Source organism: Nocardia sp. BSTN01 (genome assembly GCF_015354405.1).
Lineage (GTDB): Bacteria > Actinomycetota > Actinomycetes > Mycobacteriales > Mycobacteriaceae > Nocardia.
Window position 1 is genome coordinate 26,294 of sequence record NZ_JADKYP010000001.1, and the last position, 19,000, is coordinate 45,293.

The 19,000-nt window shown below is 68.7% G+C and carries 17 protein-coding genes; 10 read left to right on the plus strand and 7 right to left on the minus strand.

Annotated features, from left to right (window positions below):
• Window positions 1-24 precede the first annotated feature (24 nt).
• The 3 genes from serC to IRT45_RS00135 all read left to right on the plus strand — a co-directional run bounded on the left by serC (window position 25) and on the right by IRT45_RS00135 (window position 3,621).
• The gene (serC, locus tag IRT45_RS00125; RefSeq protein WP_062994372.1) at window positions 25-1,152 is read left to right on the plus strand and encodes a phosphoserine transaminase; all 1,128 of its coding nucleotides are present in this window, start codon (window positions 25-27) and stop codon (window positions 1,150-1,152) included.
• Between the two features lie 307 nt (window positions 1,153-1,459).
• Window positions 1,460-2,551 carry a septation protein SepH gene (gene sepH / locus IRT45_RS00130; protein WP_194803856.1) on the plus strand — a complete coding sequence of 364 codons (1,092 nt, stop codon included), beginning with the start codon at window positions 1,460-1,462 and terminating at the stop codon, window positions 2,549-2,551.
• Between the two features lie 338 nt (window positions 2,552-2,889).
• Window positions 2,890-3,621 (plus strand): DUF6928 family protein, encoded by a 732-nt coding sequence (locus IRT45_RS00135; protein WP_194803857.1) that lies wholly within the window; start codon window positions 2,890-2,892, stop codon window positions 3,619-3,621.
• Between the two features lie 9 nt (window positions 3,622-3,630).
• Here the strand turns inward: IRT45_RS00135 and IRT45_RS00140 are convergent, their stop codons facing one another.
• Window positions 3,631-3,933, minus strand: coding sequence for a DUF2537 domain-containing protein (locus IRT45_RS00140; RefSeq protein ID WP_194803858.1), 303 nt, complete (start codon window positions 3,931-3,933; stop codon window positions 3,631-3,633).
• On the minus strand, window positions 3,930-4,733 hold the full coding sequence (locus tag IRT45_RS00145) for an RNA methyltransferase (protein WP_194803859.1): 804 nt from the start codon (window positions 4,731-4,733) through the stop codon (window positions 3,930-3,932). The genes IRT45_RS00140 and IRT45_RS00145 overlap by 4 nt, the downstream gene beginning before the upstream one ends.
• Before the next feature lie 139 nt (window positions 4,734-4,872).
• Here IRT45_RS00145 and IRT45_RS00150 point away from each other — a divergent pair, with 139 nt between their 5' ends.
• Entirely contained in the window at window positions 4,873-5,235 is a 363-nt protein-coding gene (locus IRT45_RS00150) for an FKBP-type peptidyl-prolyl cis-trans isomerase (RefSeq protein WP_036498008.1), read from the plus strand.
• Window positions 5,236-5,241: 6 nt separating this feature from the next.
• On the opposite strand, the gene IRT45_RS00155 is transcribed toward IRT45_RS00150, so the two are convergent.
• The 5 genes from IRT45_RS00155 to IRT45_RS00175 form a co-directional block, all read right to left on the minus strand.
• Window positions 5,242-6,408 (minus strand): hypothetical protein, encoded by a 1,167-nt coding sequence (locus IRT45_RS00155; RefSeq protein WP_194803860.1) that lies wholly within the window; start codon window positions 6,406-6,408, stop codon window positions 5,242-5,244.
• 76 nt (window positions 6,409-6,484) lie between these two features.
• Window positions 6,485-7,867: a sensor histidine kinase KdpD gene (locus IRT45_RS00160; RefSeq protein ID WP_194803861.1), complete on the minus strand. Its 1,383-nt coding sequence runs from the start codon at window positions 7,865-7,867 to the stop codon at window positions 6,485-6,487.
• Window positions 7,868-7,904: 37 nt separating this feature from the next.
• Complete coding sequence (locus IRT45_RS00165) at window positions 7,905-8,609, minus strand: response regulator transcription factor (protein ID WP_375540044.1); 705 nt, start codon at window positions 8,607-8,609, stop codon at window positions 7,905-7,907.
• Between the two features lie 76 nt (window positions 8,610-8,685).
• Window positions 8,686-9,066 (minus strand): hemophore-related protein, encoded by a 381-nt coding sequence (locus tag IRT45_RS00170; RefSeq protein ID WP_194803862.1) that lies wholly within the window; start codon window positions 9,064-9,066, stop codon window positions 8,686-8,688.
• Window positions 9,067-9,202: 136 nt separating this feature from the next.
• Window positions 9,203-11,314 (minus strand): AMP-binding protein, encoded by a 2,112-nt coding sequence (locus tag IRT45_RS00175; RefSeq protein ID WP_194803863.1) that lies wholly within the window; start codon window positions 11,312-11,314, stop codon window positions 9,203-9,205.
• A gap of 318 nt (window positions 11,315-11,632) precedes the next feature.
• On the opposite strand from IRT45_RS00175, the gene IRT45_RS00180 reads away from it, so the two are divergent.
• The 6 genes from IRT45_RS00180 (at window position 11,633) to IRT45_RS00205 (ending at window position 18,994) form a co-directional block, all read left to right on the plus strand.
• The gene (locus tag IRT45_RS00180; RefSeq protein ID WP_194803864.1) at window positions 11,633-15,268 is read left to right on the plus strand and encodes an ATP-binding protein; all 3,636 of its coding nucleotides are present in this window, start codon (window positions 11,633-11,635) and stop codon (window positions 15,266-15,268) included.
• Window positions 15,265-15,678: a roadblock/LC7 domain-containing protein gene (locus IRT45_RS00185; protein ID WP_011207200.1), complete on the plus strand. Its 414-nt coding sequence runs from the start codon at window positions 15,265-15,267 to the stop codon at window positions 15,676-15,678. Before IRT45_RS00180 ends, IRT45_RS00185 begins: the two co-directional genes overlap by 4 nt.
• 7 nt (window positions 15,679-15,685) lie before the next feature.
• Window positions 15,686-16,060, plus strand: coding sequence for a DUF742 domain-containing protein (locus tag IRT45_RS00190; RefSeq protein ID WP_025347064.1), 375 nt, complete (start codon window positions 15,686-15,688; stop codon window positions 16,058-16,060).
• Window positions 16,041-16,643 (plus strand): ATP/GTP-binding protein, encoded by a 603-nt coding sequence (locus IRT45_RS00195; protein WP_174372252.1) that lies wholly within the window; start codon window positions 16,041-16,043, stop codon window positions 16,641-16,643. The genes IRT45_RS00190 and IRT45_RS00195 overlap by 20 nt, the downstream gene beginning before the upstream one ends.
• Window positions 16,644-16,736: 93 nt before the next feature.
• Window positions 16,737-18,278: a carboxyl transferase domain-containing protein gene (locus IRT45_RS00200; protein WP_194803865.1), complete on the plus strand. Its 1,542-nt coding sequence runs from the start codon at window positions 16,737-16,739 to the stop codon at window positions 18,276-18,278.
• Window positions 18,279-18,394: 116 nt separating this feature from the next.
• The gene (locus IRT45_RS00205) at window positions 18,395-18,994 is read left to right on the plus strand and encodes a Uma2 family endonuclease (protein ID WP_194803866.1); all 600 of its coding nucleotides are present in this window, start codon (window positions 18,395-18,397) and stop codon (window positions 18,992-18,994) included.
• Window positions 18,995-19,000 lie beyond the last annotated feature (6 nt).

A 19,000-nucleotide genomic window follows, 5' to 3' on the forward strand; every position in this document is an offset into this window, starting at 1 on the left:
ACATCACGCTCTAGGCTTGAGCCCATGACCGCTGCCTTTCCGAGCATTCCCGACGATCTGAAGCCCGCCGACGGACGGTTCGGCTGCGGCCCGTCCAAGGTCCGTCCCGAACAGCTGCGCTCCCTCGTCGAGGTCGGCGCGTCCGTGATGGGCACCAGCCACCGTCAGAAGCCGGTCAAGGACGTCGTCGCGCGCGTCCGTTCGGGCCTGCGGGACCTGTTCTCGCTGCCCGAGGGCTACGAGGTCGTGCTCGGCAACGGCGGCACCACCGCGTTCTGGGACGCCGCGGCCTTCGGCCTGATCCGGGACCGTTCGCTGCACCTCACCTACGGCGAGTTCTCCTCGAAGTTCGCCGCGGTGGCCAAGCGCAACCCGTTCATCGGCGATCCGATCGTGGTCTCCTCGGATCCGGGCACCGCGCCCGAGCCGGTCTCCGACCCCGTCGCCGACGTGATCGCGTGGGCGCACAACGAGACCTCCACCGGTGTGTCGGTTCCGGTGCAGCGGCCCGCCGGCTCGGACAACGCGCTGATCGCCATCGACGCCACCTCCGGCGCGGGCGGTCTGCCGGTGAATATCGCCGATGCCGACGTCTACTACTTCGCGCCGCAGAAATGCTTCGCCTCCGACGGTGGCCTGTGGGTCGCGCTGATGAGCCCGAAGGCGCTGGAGCGAGTCTCCGAAATCAAGGATTCGGGTCGTTACACCCCCGAATTCCTCTCGCTGCCGATCGCGATCGACAACAGCACCAAGGATCAGACCTACAACACCCCGGCGCTGGCCACCCTGCTGTTGTTCGCCGATCAGATCGAGTGGATGAACAACAACGGCGGTCTGGACTGGACCGTCAAGCGGACCCTCGATTCCTCGTCGCGGCTGTATTCCTGGGCCGAGTCCAGCGAATTCGCCACCCCCTTCGTCGCGGAGCCGGCGCACCGGTCGCAGGTGGTCGGCACCGTCGACTTCGATCCGTCGGTGGATGCCGCGCAGGTCGCAAAGGTGTTGCGCGCCAATGGCATCGTCGACACCGAGCCCTACCGCAAGCTGGGCCGCAACCAGCTGCGCGTCGGCATGTTCCCGGCGATCGACCCCGAGGACGTGTCGCAGCTGACCCGCTGCATCGACTGGGTGGTGCAGCAGATCAGCGCCTGATCGCCACAGCGCTCGGATAAAAGCTCGCGAAAGTCGCGGAATTTCGTCACCGAAATCCGCGGCTTTCGCGTTTACGCTGTTGTGGTGTGCGCCAACCGAAATCGTGCCGGAAGTTTGCCGGGGCGCGGGCCGGTGAGCGTGGAAACAGAGCAGATTAGTCGTCCCCCGCACCGCGGCGGTAGATTTCAGGCCGCGTGTCTTGCCACACGAATCTCAGAAGTGCACTACTGTTCCAGAACGTGGGCGGTGTCGCGAGCTAGTTGGTGCTCGGCGCAGCTGTGATCGACGCAGCGATAAGGAGGTAACGGTGCGTGAACTTCGAGTGATCGGATTGACGCCCGATTCCGCGCACATCGTGTGCGTCGATGCCGAGACCGGTCAGAAGTACCGGCTCGCCGCCGACGAGAAGCTGCGTGCCGCCGCGCGTGGAGACCTTGCCCGATTCGGCCAGATCGAGATCGAAACGGAGGCGACCATGCGTCCTCGCGATATTCAGGCTCGGATCCGTGCCGGTGCGTCGGTGGAGCAGGTCACCGAGGAGTCCGGTATGCCGGCCAGCCGGGTGGAGCGTTTCGCCTACCCCGTGCTGCTCGAGCGTGCCCGCGCGGCCGAACTGGCGCAGAAGGCGCATCCGGTGCGCAAGGACGGTCCCGCGGTGGAGACGCTGATCGAGATCGTCTCGGCCGCCTTCGCCGAGCGCGGCCACAATATCGATATCGCCGAATGGGACGCCTGGAAGGACGAGAAGAACTACTGGGTGGCCCAATTGCAGTGGCAGGCGGGCCGTTCGGTGATCGCCGCGCACTGGCGCTACCAGCCGGACGCGCACGGCGGCTCGGTGGTGCCGCTCGACGATCCGGCCTCGGACCTGATCGATCCCGATTTCGGCCGCGCGCTGCGCGGGCTGGCCACCATCCTGCCGGAGCCGGCGCCCGAGCCCGCCCCGGTGGTGGAACCGGTGTCGGCCGGCCCGGTTCAGACCACCGCGGTGGCCGAGACCGGCGAGGCCGGTTTCGACGAGTACTTCGAGCAGCGGGCCGCCGTGGGCGGCACGGCGGTTCCGGTCAGCGCCAAGAGCACTGTGGCGGCGAATCCGCCGAGCACGACGGCGGCGTCTCCCACTGCCCCGGCGCTCCCGGCCGCGCCGGCCGCCGCGGCTCCCGCCGCCCCGGCCGAGCCGTCCGAGCCGTCCGAACCGGCCGCTCCCGCCGCGGATCCCGAGCCTGCCGTCGCCCCGGAGCCGGAGCCGGCCCCGGCCGCGAAGTCCACCGCCGCGGCAGCGAACGCCAAGCCCGAGAGCAAGCCCGCGCCGCAGAAGACGGCCCGGGCCAAGCGGGGTAAGGCGCCGATGCCGTCCTGGGAGGATGTGCTGCTCGGCGTCCGTAGCTCCGGGCACTGAAGTATTCCGGGCACTGAGTATTCCGGTCGCGCATCGATCCGGGTAACCACGTCGAATTCGCGGCGGAGGCACCGGTCTCCGCCGCGAAGTGCGTGTGGCGGTTCGCTGATGACTCCCGTTCGGGCCCGTTGCCGCCGGAATGTTGGGAAACGGGGGTTGACACGCGCGGCAGAAGTCAGAAGCGCCGGTGTTTCCGCTGTTGGGGGAGTAGATTTTTCGTGTGCGCCCGATTCTCGGCGGACGCACAGCGAGCAGGCCGCGGCGGCGGATGTGGTTCGGCTCCCGCGATTGCTCGGGAGTAACCACGCTTACCCGTTCGAGCTCGGGAGGTGTCGCAGGTGCCATCCACAGCCTCGTCGATCTGGTACGTCGACGACCCGGATCCGGCGGCGGTCCTGCGCTCGCACCCCGATCCCGATCCGGAGGCCGCGCTCGCGCTGGCCAAACAGCTCAATCCCGGCCACGACGTGGTGCCCGCCGCCTCCGGCACCCTGAAGGTCTGGGCCGGCCCCGATCCCGGCTCGATGTACATCGGCTGCTTCCCGGGCGTCACCGTGGTCTGCACCGTGCAGGCGGCGCGCAGCCATCCGACCCGGCTGCCGGAACTGCTCATCCGGCCGCTGGCCTCCGAGCACACCTATCTCGTGTCCTACGACGTCCCACTGGGCTGGGGCGCGTTCGCGCATTGGGAGCGCGGCGAATTCCGTCGCGCCTTCAGCGCCACCCGGGTCAACATCGTCGAGGACGAAGGACTGCCGCTGGTATGGGAGCGCCCGTACTGGGCCGGCGACCATCCGGTCCGGCTGCGGCCCGGTGATTTTCCGGATCCGCAGATCCTGCCGTTCGATCCGCCGGAATTCGCCGACGCCGCGAACGAGGAGTGGCTCGGATTCCGTTATCGGGCGGGCGCTTGCGGTGACGCACTGATTCCGGACCGGATCGAGGTGTGCGGATTCAGCCTCTATCCCGCCGGGCAGGCGCCCGCACCGGCGACGCGGGAGACGTCGGTGACGATTCCGGCGAGTAAGCGCTGGTTCGGCTGGCTGCGCGGCCGCGACCGCGTGTTGTGATCGCGAAACCTAGTGGGCCGCAGCGTCGATCAGCAGCACGACCCAGCCGATCAGTACCCCGGCACCGAGTCCGGCGAGCACCCAGCGGGTGACCGGTGTGTGGCGCCAGCGCCACGCGGTCGGTGCGGTACCGGCGACGGCGATCACGTTCACCGCCACCGCGAGCGTCCAATGGACATGGGCCAGTGCGACACCGAACGAGTACACCCCGGCGGCGGTCAGCGCGGCGACGAAGACGGTTACGGCGATGCCCGCCGCCCACGGTGTCGGTTCGCCGGGGGTGGCTTCCGGGCGGCCGAGCGGTCGATTCACGAGGTCCGCACCCTTTCGTAGAAGGCCATCGCGGCCGCAGTCGCGACATTGAGCGAATCGGTGCCGGGGGTCATCGGGATCCGGGCGCGAATATCGGTGGCGCGCATGGCCGCCTCGGTCAGACCGGGGCCTTCCGCGCCGAGCAGCAGCGCCACCCGGTCGCCGGTCATCGCGGTCGCCAGATTCACCGCCGCCGGATTCGGCGTCAGCGCGATGATCCGGAACCCGAGCTCGCGCAGCGTATGCAGTCCGTCGGGCCAGGTCGGCAGCGACGCGAACGGTACGCGCAGCACGTGTCCCATCGACACCCGCACCGCGCGGCGGTACAACGGGTCGGCGCAGCGGTCGCCGAACAACACCGCGTCGGCGCCGAGTCCGGCCGCATTCCGGAAGATCGAGCCGATATTCTCGTGATCGTTGACGCCCTCGAGCACCGCGACCGTGCGGGCCGTCTCCAGGATTTCCTCGGGCAGCAGTTCCGGCGGGCGGAAGGCGGCGGCGAGTACGCCGCGATTGAGATGGAATCCGACGATCTCGGCCATCACCTCGGCGCCGACGCGGTAATAGGGGACGTCCACACCGGCGAGGTCGGGGGCCAGCTGATCGAAGCGGCGACCCACCCCGAGCAGGGCGAACGGCTGGAAACGCGAGGCCAGCATGCGCTGCACGACCACCACGCCCTCGGCCACGACCAGGCCTTTCCCGCGCGGAAGGTCGGGCCGCCGGTCGGCCGAGTTGAGGTCGCGGAAGTCGGCGACCCGAGGGTCGCCGGGGTCGACGATATCGATCACGTGGGCCACGGCAACCTATCCTGCACCCCGGCCGCGTATTCGGCCGAGCCAACTGTCGTGTGAAACACGGTTTGGCGGGCAACGCTATGGTGAACTCTTTATTGGTTTATCCACAGAACGATTTATCCATCGCAACGGAAGAGGACGCATGACCAAGCCGGAAGTCGAGTTCCAGGAAGGCCCCGCGCCCACCACGCTGGAAGTGCAGGATCTGGTCGTGGGCGACGGAGCCGAGGCCGTACCCGGCGGCACCGTGGAGGTGCACTACGTGGGCGTCACCTACGACACCGGCGAGGAATTCGATTCGTCCTGGAACCGTGGCGAATCCATCACCTTCCCGCTGCGCGGCCTGATCCAGGGCTGGCAGGATGGAATTCCCGGGATGAAGGTCGGCGGCCGCCGCCAGCTGACCATCCCGCCGGAGCTGGCCTACGGTCCCGAGGGCTCGGGACACCCGCTGTCGGGCAAGACGCTGATCTTCGTCATCGATCTGCTGAACGTCGTCGAATAAGGACGTTCACTGCCGGACGATCTCGACCGGATCGGACAGATTCGTCGCCAGGACGGACTGCTGGGATGTGCTGTGTGCCGGTAACGCGGTGAGGGCTTTGCCGGTTTGATCGGTCAGATTCGTCGAAATCTGCTGCATCTGGGTGACCCCGCCGGTCACCGCCTGCAGCGCACCCTGCAGTTGCGTGCTCGCCTGATCGGCGAGCCGCGGAATCTGCCCGGCCAGGGCGGCGCCCTGGTCCAGTTGGGCGGTGGCCGAGGTCAGCCGGTTCGCGGCATCGCGCAGGATGGTGCCGAGGCCGGTGTTCGGATCGGTACTGCTCCCGGTCAGCCGGGCGACGCCCGCGAGTTGGGTATCGGCCTGCCCGGCGATCGAGCGCAGCGCCTCGAGCTTTCCGATGATGTCGGTGAGCTGAGGATCCGCCGCGAACGGCAGCGCTCGCAGCAGCGGCAGGACCTGGTCGAGCCCGGTACTCATCGCGTTCGCACCGGCACTGATCTGCCCGATGGTCAGCCCGGTGGCGTCGAAGGCACCGGCCATGTTCTCGGCCTGATTCGTCGCCTGACCCAGGGTGCTGTGTACCTGGCCGAGCTGCGAAGTCAGCGTTGCCGCACCGGATTTCGCGGAATCCAGGAAACCCAGCATCTGCTGGGCGCCGCCGGTGAACTGTCCGGCGGCGTCGGAGGCCGTCCGCACGCCCGCGTCGAGCAGCTGGGACGTGAAGGCGGCCTGCTGCATCGAACCGCGCGCGTTCGCGATCGCGGCCAGGGTCTGATCCACGCCGGCGGCCGCGATGCGCCGCGTCACCGCCGCGACCGCATCGTCGACCGCGGCGGTGTCGGCGTGCTCGTTGGTGGCCACGGTCAGCTGTGCCCGATGCGGTTGCGCCGTGGCGAGGGTGGCCAACGACGAACTGAGGTCGGCGGGCAGGGTGATCACCGCGGCGTGATCGGTGGTGCGGGCGCCCGGTTCGGCCACGGTCCAGGTGTCGTCCTCCGATCGCAGCGCCGTCACGATGCGGGCTCCGGCGGGACCGGTATCCGCGTTGACGATCGCGATATCGGTCGGCGCGGCACCACCGCGGGTGGCGGCGATCACCCCACCCGTCACCGCACTGGCGACCACCAGGGTCACCACACCGAGCACTGTCCAGCGAAAACGTCTAACTGCCACGCCGTTCGACGGTAGCGACGGTGAATGCGCAAGTACTGGCGGATATCTGAGGGTTCTGTGAGGGAACTCGGACGAATCAGATGTCCGGCGGTGGCGGTGCGGACATCGGACGGTCCGGCAATTCCAGCACCAGGCGCACTCCGCCCAGGGTGCCGTCGTCGAAATAGGCTCGGCCACCGTGCAATTGGGCCTGCTGCGCGACCAGGGCCAGGCCCAGTCCGGAGCCGCCCTTGGTGGCGTTGGCGCCGCGGATGAAGCGGTCGAAGACGGTCCGCCGTTCCTCGGCCGGGATGCCCGCGCCGTTGTCGTCGACCGAGATCACGATCCATCCGTCGGGACGGCGATGCGCCGACACCAGGGCCTGGGTGGCGCCGCCGTGGCGGGCGGAATTGGTGAGCGCGTTGTCGATCGCCAGCCGCAGTCCCGTCGGCAGGCCACGGGTGATCAGTTCGCGATCGGTGTCGATGCGGACGGTGAGTTGCGGGAAGTGGCGCATCGCATCGTGGGCGGCGTGGTCGACGAGATCGCCGACATCGGTTTCGACGTGGTCGCGTTCGTCGGTCAGCTCGCCGGCGGCGAGCCGTTCCAGTGCCGCGAGCGTGGCCTCCACCCGGCCCTGACTGCGCTGCAGATCGCCGAGTATCTCCGCGCGCTGCTGTTCGTCGAGGTCCAGGGTGCGCAGCACCTCGAGGTCGGTGCGCATCGCGGTGAGCGGAGTGCGCAGTTCGTGCGCCGAGACGGCGGCGAAATCGCGGGCCGTCTCGAGTGCCGCCGCGGTTTCGGCCTGGGCGAACTGCACTCGCTCCAGCAGCGAATTGACTGCCTCGGAGAGCTTTTCGGCCTCCCAGACGCCGGATCCGTCCACCCGGACCTCGGCGGTGCTGGTGCCGCTGCGCGCACTCACCTGCCGGGTGAGATCGCGGATCGGGCGCACCGCGCCACCACCGAACACCCAGCCCAGCCCCGCCGCCGCCGCCACCGCCAGCCCGGCCGCGAACAGCACCCAGCGCCGCTGCTCGGACATGGTGTGATAGGCGTCGGTCAGCGGGATCGCGATCGATACGGTCCGTCCCTCGGGCTGATTCTCGGTCGTGGTCAGCACCCGGAACGGCGTGCCGTCCAGCGTGACCGTATGTGAACCCGGGTCCTCGGCCGGGAGGCGCACGCTGGTGGAGGCGATGATCTCACCGTGGTCGCGGACCGTCACCGCCATATCCTTGTTCGGGGTCACCAGCGACAGCACCCCGACCGCGATGAGCGGCTGCATCAGCACGATGCGCGAGGCGATGTTCAGTTCCTGATCGGCCTGGGCGAGATTGTTACGGCCCAGTGCCACCACCGACACCCAGCTCAACACCGCGGTGATGATGATCGCGCCCAATGCCGCCGCCCCGGCGACCCTGGTGCGCAGCGAATAGGAGTGTCGCAGCCCGAAGCGCCGCCGTCCCGGTGCGGTCATCCCGCACCGGCACAGGTCGTTTCGGCGGGCGCACCGGTCATTTCGGCATCCGCAGCACGAAGCCGACGCCGCGGATGGTGTGCAGCAGCCGGGGAGTGCCGTCGGCCTCCAGTTTGCGACGTAGATAGCCGACGAAGACGTCCACCACATTGGTGTCCGCGGCGAAGTCGTACCCCCACACCAGCTCCAGCAGTCGTTCCCGGCTCAATACCACCCCGGCATTGCGGGCCAGTGTGGACAGCAGTTCGAATTCTCTTTTGGTGAGCTCGATTTCGTTACCGTGCAGCAGGGCGCGGTAGCCGGCCACATCGATTTCCAAGGGGCCCAGGGTGATCGAGCCCGGCGCCGCGGCGGGGGCGGTATCGGTGCGGCGGCGCAGCAGCGCCCGGATCCGCGCTACCAATTCGGCGAGGACGAACGGTTTCACCAGATAGTCGTCCGCCCCGGATTCCAGTCCGGCGATCCGGTCGCCGACCGAACTGCGCGCCGAGAGCACACAGATCGGCACCTCGTTCCCCATCGCACGCAGCGCGGTCACCACGCCGGCGCCGTCGAGCACCGGCATGTTCATATCGAGCACGATGGCGTCGGGCGACTGTTCGGCCACGCTGCGCAGGGCCGCGGCGCCGTCGCGGGCGATGACCACCCGGAATCCGGACAGTCGCAAGCCGCGTTCCACCGAGGACAGCACATCCTCGTCGTCGTCGACCACCAGCACCGTCGGATTCTCGCTGCTCGCCACGGTGTGCAGTGTAATTTGACCGCGCGGCCCCGGGGGTGGCCCGAGGCCCGCGCGAGTTGCCGATCCGGCGCCCGGATCAGTAGTTGTGGCAGGAATCGGCGACTTCCTGAATCGTCTGGCTCAGCCCGGCGGCCCGCGGGTCCTGCTGGGCGCGCTGCGCCTCGTCCGGATGCTGGGCCAGATACTGCTGGAATTCGGCGCGGCGCTGTTCCACCGGCTGATCGAATTTGGCCTTCAGCTCGGCCTTCTGGTCCGGGTTGTTGTCCAGGATCGAGGCCAGCTGCGGCGCCTTGTCGTGCAGGGCGGCGTCGACCTGAGCGAAGCTGCAGGTCGAATTCAGCAGCGGCGCAACCAGTTCGGTCGGACCCGCCGATGCGGTGGCGGGGACCAGCAGGGCGGCCCCGGCGGCCAGGCCCGCGGCGGTGAGGATGGTTGCGGCAAATCCGCGAATGCGCATGATTCTCTCTCCCTGTGCGTCGGCACGTACGTGTCCGGCACGGTATCGCCGGAGTCTGGGGCGTGCGTGAACCGATTCTGAGAAGACTCTGAACCGGGCCCGGACCGGGCGCGCGCCCGACACTCGAATGCCCCGATCAGGAACCGATACTCGAGCCGTTCGTACTCGCCGCCGGGTCGGCCGTGTGCTCCGCGGCCGGGTCGGCGGTCGGATCGGTCCCGGCGAGCAGTTGGTCCTCCAGCGCGATGAGCACCGCGGGATCCTCGATGGTCGCCGGCATCTCCCAGGTCTCGCCCGAGGCGATCTGGCGGATGGTGCGGCGCAGGATCTTTCCGGATCGGGTCTTCGGCAATGCCCGGACCACCGTCACGTCGTGCAGGGTCGCGATCGCGCCGATCTGCTCGCGCACACGGGCGATGATCTCGGCGCGCAGCTGCGCCAGTTCGATGTCGACGCCGTCCTTGAGCACCACGTAGGCGATCGGCAGCTGCCCCTTCAGTTCGTCGGGCACTCCGATCACCGCGGTTTCCGCGACCGCCGAATGTCCCGAGATCGCGGCCTCGATGCCGCCGGCCGAGAGCCGATGGCCGGCCATATTGATCACATCGTCGCTGCGGCCGAGGACGTACAGATACCCGTCCTCGTCGAAATAGCCGGAGTCGCCGGTCAGATAGTGGCCGGGGTAGGTCGAGAGATAGGAGCGGCCGAAGCGTTCGTCGTCGCGCCACAGGCCCGTCAGCGAGCCGGGCGGGAGCGGGAGGCCGATCACGATATTGCCCTCGGCGCCGGTGGCCACCGCATCGCCTTCGTAGTCGAGGACGCGCAGCCGGTAGCCGGGTACCGGAACCGAGGCCGAGCCGGGTTTGATCGGCAGTTGCTGCAGGCCGAGCGGGTTGGCGCACACCGGCCAGCCGGTTTCGGTCTGCCACCAGTGGTCGACCACCGGGCAGTCGGGCAGGTCGGCCAGCACCGTCTCCCGGGTCCACTCGTAGGTGGCCGGGTCGAGCCGTTCGCCGGCGCAGAACAGCGCGCGCAGCGAGGACAGATCGTGGCGGCGGGCCAGCGCGGCATCGGGATCGGCGCGGCGGATCGCGCGCAACGCGGTGGGGGCGGTGAACATTACGTGCACCCCGTACTGCTCGACCAGCCGCCAGTAGGTGCCGGAGTCGGGCGTACCGATCGGTTTGCCCTCGAACAGTACGGTCGTCGCGCCGACCAGCAGCGGGGCGTAGACGATATAGGAATGGCCGACCACCCAGCCGATATCGGAGGTGGTCAGCATCACCTGACCGGGGGAGACGTCGTAGATGTTGCGCATCGACCAGGCCAGCGCCACCGCGTGGCCGCCGTTGTCGCGCACCACGCCCTTGGGGTTTCCGGTCGTGCCCGAGGTGTAGAGGATGTAGAGCGGATCGGTCGCGGCCACCGGCACCGGGTCGGCCGGTTCGGCGTCGCGGACCATGTCCTCCCAATCCAGCCAGCGGGCGGCGATGGTGGCGGTGGAATCCGGCAGGGTGTCGGTGGCCGGCTGCGGGGCGGCGAACCGGATGGTCGGAAACCCCTCGCGCTGCTTCACGACCACATTGCGCGGCGCGGTGGTGTGCACCTGGTCGAGTGCCTGCAGCACGATCGGCGGGTACTCGAGGCGCTTGTTCGGTTCCAGGCCGCCGGAGGCGGTGACGATCAGGACGGGTTCGGCGTCGTCGATGCGGGCGGCCAGTTCGTGGGCGGCGAATCCGCCGAAGACCACCGAATGCACCGCGCCGATCCGCGCGCAGGCCAGCATCGCGATCACGGCCTCGGGGATCATCGGCATGTAGATCACCACGCGGTCGCCGGTACGCACCCCGAGCCGCAGCATGGCACCGGCGAACCGGGCGACCTCGGCCAGCAATTCGGCGTAGGTGTAGACGACTGTGGCGCCCGTCATAGCGGAGTCATATATTAAGGCGGGCTGGTTCGCGCGACCGCCCGTTTTTTCGGAAATACCCGTTTCGGCGGCGGTATCGGTATCGTCGTTCGTCGAGGCGGGTTCCGCTGTGAGATCGCGCACATGCCGATCGAGGGCGTTGTAGGAGGTGTTGAGGCGAGCATCGGGAAACCACCGAGCCGTCGGTCGTGCCGTGGTATCGAGAATCTGTTCGGGCGCAACGTCCCAGCTGATCGCCTCGGACGCGCTACGCCAGAAGTCCGACGGGTCGACCAGGCTGGTCTGGTAGGTGGGCCGGTACTCCTGCTTCGCGTTCAACCGTATGACTCCCTGCCTCGCATCGATGCCCGCCTCGATAGATCAGCCTGATTGTGGCAGACTTCACGCGACGTCCGGGCGGGCGCCGCGACCTTTGATTTTGGCTGGAACAGCCAGGTCAACGGCTGGTGGTTGCCAAGAGGTCACACAAGAAGTTATTGATCCGTTAGAATCGCATGTCACCTATTTCGGCCGTCATGGACGCAATTTCTCGGCCAGCCGCAGTTCCCGGCCCGTTCTGCTTATCGAGCCGCGCGTGCGATCGTGGAGGCTCGCCGATGGCGCGTGGCTGGGGCCAGTTTGGAAAGTGAGTTGGAGATGCGTGACGCCGCTAGGCCCGTTGGGAAGCGCTGGGCGCTCGGCAACTGGGACCTGCGCTGGAAGGTTACGGCCGTGCTGGCCGTGCCGCTGCTCGTCGCGGTGGTACTCGGTGCTTCCAGGATCGCGTCCGAGTTCAGTGACTCGAGCCACCTGGATCAGGCGGTCGAGCACGTCGAGGCGATTCCGGCCGTCACCGGCCTGAGTGGTGCCGCGGCCACGGTCGCCGGTGGCCAGATGGCCGCGATCAGCCCGACCCAGTCACTGGTTCAGGACGCGGACCTGACACGACTGGACGGTGCCATCCAGACCGCGCAGAAGGCCACGGCCAAGCTGGACGGCGTTCCGGGTGCGCGCGATGCGATCGAGCAGATGATCAAGGGCGCCCAGACGGTGCGCGACCAGGGCACCAAACCCTCGCCGGTCCTCGCCGACGCGATCGCCCAGGAAGAGGCGATCCGCCAGAACAGCGTCCGCACGGTCGAGGAGATCGTCTCCACCATCTCCGACCCCGGCGTCGACGCGGCGAAGCTGCGCCTGGTCGACTCGCTGAACACCCGCGCGGTGATGGTCCAGGAGATCGCGGCCTCGGCCAAGACCCTGACCGGTGACGCCAAGGGCGGTCTGCACGACTTCCAGGTCGCCGGCAACACCGAGAAGTACATGCTGGACCTGCTGGCCAAGCGTCTGCCCGAGAACGATCCGACGATCGCCGAGCTGAACGGCTTGCTGCAGAACCGGATCACCATGACCAGCGGGCCGAACGTCGACGTCGGTCAGCTGCCGCTGATGGATATCAAGCAGTCGCTGGTCGACAGCCTGAACGGCTACACCAAGATCGTCGGTTCCTCGACCCAGGACATCACGTCGCGAGTGAACGACCTGGCCGGTAACGCCCGGGCCGGCGCTATTCAGTACGCGGTCATCGTCGTCCTGACGATTCTGGCCGCGCTGATCTTCGCCGTGCTGGTGGCGCGGGCCATGATCGTGCCGCTGCGCAAGCTGCGCCTGGCCGCGCTGCGCGTCGCCGAGCACGACCTCGGTTACGAGGTCTCGCGCCTGCGTGACGGCGCCAGCCCCGAGGATGTGCCGCTCGAGCCGATGCCGGTGCACACCGAGGAAGAGGTCGGCCAGCTCGCTCGCGCGGTCGACGACATCCACGGTCAGGCCCTGCGCTTGGCGGCCGACCAGGCCTCCATGCGTACCCAGGTCAACGATATGTTCGAGACCCTGGCGCGCCGGTCGAAGTCGCTGGTCGACCATCAGCTCTCGCTGATCGAGGCGATGGAGTACGACGAGAAGGACCCGCGCCTGCTGGAGAACCTCTTCCGGCTCGACCACCTCGCCGCCCGTATGCGCCGAAACGGCGACAACCTGCTGATTCTGGCCGGTACCCGGCAGCGGCGCAGCAAGTCCGCGCCGGTCGAGATCGCGGACGTGCTGCGTGCCGCCATCTCCGAGGTCGAGGACTACGAGCGCGTGAAGCTGGGCGCCACCCCGCGCGGCGCCATCACCGAACCGGCCGCCTCCGACCTGGCGCACCTGTTCGCCGAGCTGCTCGACAACGCGCTGCGCGCCTCGCCGCCGGAGACCGACGTCAAGTTCACCTTCGCCCAGGCCCACGATCAGGGTCTGCTGATCGAGGTCGCCGACCGCGGTATCGGTATGCCGCCCGCGGAGATGGCATCGATCAACCGGCGCCTGGAAACGACCGCCGAGGTCGGCGCGGACACCGCGCGCCACATGGGTCTGTTCGTCGTCGGCCGGCTGGCCGAGCGGCACGGCCTCAACGTGCGCCTGCGCCCGACCTTCGACACCGCCCGCGACCCGGGCGTCACCGTCACCGTGCACGTGCCCAAGGCGATCATCGTGGCGCCGTCGGGTGGAGTGGTCTCGCTGCCGGATCAGTCCGGTGAGCAGGTGTCGGTGCCGCCCCAGCGGCCGTCCGCGGCGTCGTCGATGCAGATGCGCGGCGTCACCCGGACCCCGAGCGGCAACATGATGGTCACCGTGGATCCGGGCGTGAGCGGGCCGATTCCGATCACGCCGGCCGCGGATGCCGGCGACGACCGTACGGTGCGCACCAACGGTGCCGCCGCGGCGGCGAACGGTTCGGCCGCGGGCGGACTTCCGCAGCGCCAGCCGGGCGGTGCGGTTCCGGGCGGCCTGCCGCAGCGGCAGCCGGGCGCCAACGGGCCGACCGCGCGTCATCCGCTCGCCGATGCCGAGCCCGGCACGGGCTTGCCGCAGCGTGAGCCGGGTGCCAACGGACCGCAGGCGCCCAAGGCGCAGCCGAACGCGAATCTGCCCCAGCGCGGCGGCTCCGCTACGGCGCAGCCCACCTCGGGTCTGGCGGCCAATATGCTCAAGCGTCAGCCGGGTGCGGCGGGTCAGCCGCCGCGGCCGGGCCGTCCGACGGGACTGCCGCAGCGGCCGCCGGCCGGCGGTAACGGCCTGTCGCAGCGCGAAGGCGGTCTGCCGCAGCGTGATTCGGGCTCGAGCCTGCCGCCGCGCGAAGGCGGTCTGCCGCAGCGCGGTGGCTCCGGCCTGCCGCCGCGTGCGCCCGCCGGTGAGGACCGCCCCGCGGCGAGCCTGCCGGCCCGCGAACTCGGCGCCAACGGCCTGCCGCAGCGGACTCCCGGCACGAACGGCGCCCCGGCGCGCGAGGGTGGCCTCCCGCAGCGGGAATCCGCGAACGGTGGCCTGCCGCAACGGGAACCGTCCAACGGCGACCTGCCGCAGCGCGGCGCCGGAGGCGGCCTCCCGCAGCGGACCCCGGGTTCCAACGGCGCGCCGTCGCGCGAGGGTGCGCCCACCGGTCTGCAGCGCGATGGCGGCAGTGGTCTGCCGCAGCGGGACACCGGTAACGGCCTGCCGCAGCGGGACGCCGGTAACGGCCTGCCGCAACGGGATTCGGGCAGCGGTCTGCCGCAGCGCGGTGCCGGTGGCGGACTTCCGCAGCGTGAGGGCATCGGCGGACTGCCACAGCGCGACGCCGGAAGTGGTCTGCCGCAACGAGAGTCGAATGACGGTCTGCCGCAGCGTGCCCCGTCCACCGGCGGTCTGCCGCAGCGGCAACCGGGCGCCGGTCTGCCGCCGCGGCCGGAACCCACCCCGGGGCTGAGCCTGCCCGGACGTCATGCGCCGCAGCGGGACAGCTCCGCCGCGGACGCGAATGCGGAATCCGGTGAGGGTCGGGAACGCGGCCGTCACAGCTACCGGTCGAACCCGCAGAAGACGGCCTCGTTCTTCCAGACCCGGCTGCAGCCCGCAGCCGACGCCGGCCCGTCGGAAGGGGGGAGTCCGATCTTCGCCGAGATGATGTCGGCGTGGCTCGCGGACCCCAACCCGGACCGGTCCCAAGTCGCCGCCTCCTTCGAATCCCCAGGTGACGAAGGCTGGCAGGCTGCCCGGCGGGCAGTGGAAACCTCGTCGGAGAAGCGGACGGCGGCCGGATTGCCGCAGCGCGATCCCGGTAATCGGCTGGTACCCGGTGGCGTCACCGGGCGGGCCGATCGGACGCCGAGCCGCGACCCAGAGTCGATCAGGTCAAGTCTGAGTCGTCACCAGCAGGGCGTCCGGGATGGCCGCGCAATGGGAGCAATGAACCTAACCGGAGATAAAGGAGACCGATGAACCCCGATCTAGGTGGTACGAACCGTCAGCTGGATTGGCTGGTTTCGAACTTCGCCAACGAGGTTCCGGGCGTCGCTCATGCCGTGCTGGTTTCGGCGGACGGCCTGTTGATGGCCGCGAGCGCTCAATTGCCCGTCGACCGTGCCGAACAGCTGTCCGCCGTGACCGCAGGTTTGGCCAGCCTCTCTGTCGGCGTTTCGAACCTGTTCGAAGGCGGCACGGTACTGCAGTCCGTGGTCGAGATGGAACACGGTTACCTACTGCTCATGGCAGTCGGTGACGGGTCCTATCTGGCCGTGCTGACGAACACGTCCTGCGATATCGGCCAGGTGGGCTACGAGATGGCCCTGCTGGTCGAGCGGGTGGGCCAGACAGTCCAGGCCACACCTCGCGTCACGATGGGTTCCTGATGGTGGGATGGACATAGACAACCAGCACGTGGGGAGCGCCGAGCCCAGCCTCGTCCGTCCGTACTCGCTGACCGCCGGTCGTACGCGGCCGACGGTGGAGTTGGCATTGGAGGCGCTCGTCGCATCGCATCCGGTCGCCCTAGAGCGGCAGTTCGAACTGACCAACATCGAGACGTCAATCGTGGAGTTGTGCAGAGAATCGCCATCTGTTGCGGAACTTGCTGCCCGACTGGGTATTCCGATCGGGGTGGCTCGAGTGCTCGTCGCCGACCTCATCGAGGCGGGACATGTTCGAGTTTCGGCGACTTTGAAAGACGATTCGAGCGACGATGAACGTCGCGAGCTGATCGAAAGGGTTCTCAGTGGACTCCGGCGTATTTGATTCGACGGCCCAGGTCGATACCCGCAACGCCAAGCCGACCTCCGCGAAGATCGTGGTGGCCGGTGGCTTCGGTGTGGGTAAGACGACCTTGGTCGGTGCTGTATCGGAGATTGTTCCGCTGCGCACCGAGGCTTTGGTGACCAACGCCAGTGTGGGCGTCGACAGCCTGGCCGCCGTGCCGACGAAGGCCACCACCACGGTGGCCATGGACTTCGGCAGGATCAGCCTCGCCGACGATTTGGTGCTTTATCTGTTCGGCACACCCGGCCAGTACCGCTTCTGGTTCATGTGGGACGACCTGATTCGCGGCGCCATCGGGGCGGTAGTGCTGATCGACACCAGACGGCTCGAGGATTCCTTCGCCGCCGTCGACTACTTCGAGGCTCGTGGACTGCCGTTCCTGGTGGCCATCAACGAGTTCGACGACGCACCGCGGTACCCCCTGGAGGACATCCGCCAGGCGCTGGCCGTCCCGGCGGACGTGCCGATCATGTCGATCGACGCGCGCCGCCGTGAGCCGGTGAAGCAGGCGCTGGTCTCGGTCACCGAGTACGCGCTGCGCAAAGTGGTTCAGGGTTACTGATACGCCGGCGACCGGCCGCACGACGCGGCCGCGTCGGCGCGCGGTGCCACCACGACCGCCGATCGCCCGGTCCGGCGCGGTTACGCTCGGGGCGTGAAGATCTCGGCGCGTGAGTTTTTCGACGGTGTGCTCGATCCCGGTTCGTATCGCAGCTGGGATCGAGAACCGATCGAGGTGACCACTGCGCCGGCGTATCGCGCGGAACTGACCGCCGCGGCCGAGCGCAGCGGCACCGACGAATCGGTGCTGACCGGTGAGGGACGGTTGCGCGGGCGGCACGTCGCGGTGATCGCGTGTGAATTCGGCTTTCTCGCCGGATCGATCGGCGTGGCGGCCGCCGAGCGGATCGTCACCGCCGTCGAACGCGCCACCGCACTGGGTCTGCCCCTGCTCGCCTCGCCCACCTCCGGCGGAACCCGCATGCAGGAGGGCACGGTGGCCTTCGTGCAGATGGTGAAGATCGCGGGCGCGGTGGCCGCACACAAGTCGGCCGGCCATCCCTATCTGGTGTATCTGCGCAATCCAACGATGGGCGGGGTGTTCGCGTCCTGGGGTTCGCTGGGGCATATGACCTTCGCCGAACCCGGAGCGTTGATCGGATTCCTGGGGCCGCGGGTGTACGAGGCCCTCTACGACCGGCCGTTCCCCGAGGGCGTGCAGACCGCGGAGAACCTGTACCGCAACGGGGTCATCGACGGGGTGGTGCCGGTCCGGTTCTTCCGCCGGATCGCACACCGCGTGTTGAACGTCGCGATTCCCATTGCGGGCCAGGCGAATTCGCGACCCCTCGCTACATCCGCGCAGGCCGACCGAGCGGGTGCGCCGGGTGTGGGTCGAGTGGGCTCGCCGGGCGCTGAGGGAGCCGATACACCGGCGTGGGAGTCGGTGTTGATCTCCCGGGATCCCCGGCGCCCTGGCATTCGGGAGCTGTTGCGGCAGGCGACCGATCGGGTGCCGTTGAGCGGTACGGGGCAGGGGGAATCCGACCGCACCGTCGTCCACGCCCTGGCCCGCCTGCGTGGCGAGCCGTGCGTGATCTTCGGCCACGACCGGGCCGGCCAGACCGGTGAGAACACCATGGGGCCGGCGGCATTGCGCGAGGCGCGCCGCAGTATGCACCTGGCCGCCGAACTTCGTATCCCGCTGGTCATGGTCATCGATACCGCGGGGGCGGCATTGTCGCAGGAGGCCGAGGAACGCGGCCTGGCCCCGGAAATAGCCCGTTGCCTGGCCGATCTGGTCACGCTGGATACGCCGACCGTCTCGGTTCTGCTGGGGCAGGGCACCGGCGGCGGCGCACTGGCGCTCCTTCCCGCCGACCGGGTCCTCGCCGCGACCCACGGCTGGCTGGCTCCCTTACCACCGGAAGGCGCCAGCGCCATCGTCTTCCGGGATACCGACCACGCGCCGGAACTCGCCGCCGCCCAACGAGTCGTCGCGGCCGACCTGCTCGCCGACGGTGTCGTCGACCGCATCGTCGCCGAGCGACCCGACGCTGCCCACGAACCGATCGACTTCTCCCGCCGCATGGTCGCCGCCATCGCCGGGGAACTCGGGGGCTTGCGAACACGGCCGACAGCCGAGCTGCGCGCCCTTCGCCACCGCCGCTACCGTCGGCTGGGCGTTCCCGGCTGAACTTGCGGTCCCGTGTCCGGCCGTGCGGACCGAAGCCGAGCCACAGGAGGTTGCCTGGTCACATGCGATACTGGTCGAGTCACATCAGTCGGTCACCAATGCGGAGCGAGGACTCGATGACAGCCGATCCGATGCCGAGCGACGATCGCGCACGCCCGCGATGGCCCGTGCCGCCACCGGAGGGATACACCGCCGACGATCTCGAACGACTGCCCGACCTTCCCCCACATACCGAGCTGATCGACGGGAGCCTCGTCTTCGTGAGCCCGCAGATGATGTTTCATATGCGCGTCATCAATTATCTGGCTCGAACGCTCGGTGACCAGGCTCCCGGCAACCTGGAGGTGTGCCGGGAAATGACGGTGACGCTCGGGAGCCGGCAACGCCCCGAACCCGACATCATGGTGGTCTCTGCCGAAGCCGTCGCCGACTTGGCGACCACGACCTTCGCTCCGGACGACGTAGTTCTCACCGTCGAGGTGGTCTCGCCCGATTCCGAGGAACGCGACCGCAAGCGCAAGCCACTTCTCTATGCCGAAGCGGGAATTCCGCATTTCTGGCGGATCGAGAACGCCGACGACCGCGCCGTGGCCTACGTTTACGAACTGGACCCGGCTACCAAGCAGTACGCGCTCACCGGCATCCATCATGATCGGCTGCACTTGCGTGTCCCTTTCGACATAGACCTCGATCTCGGCCGGGCAACCGAGCGCTGACGTTCG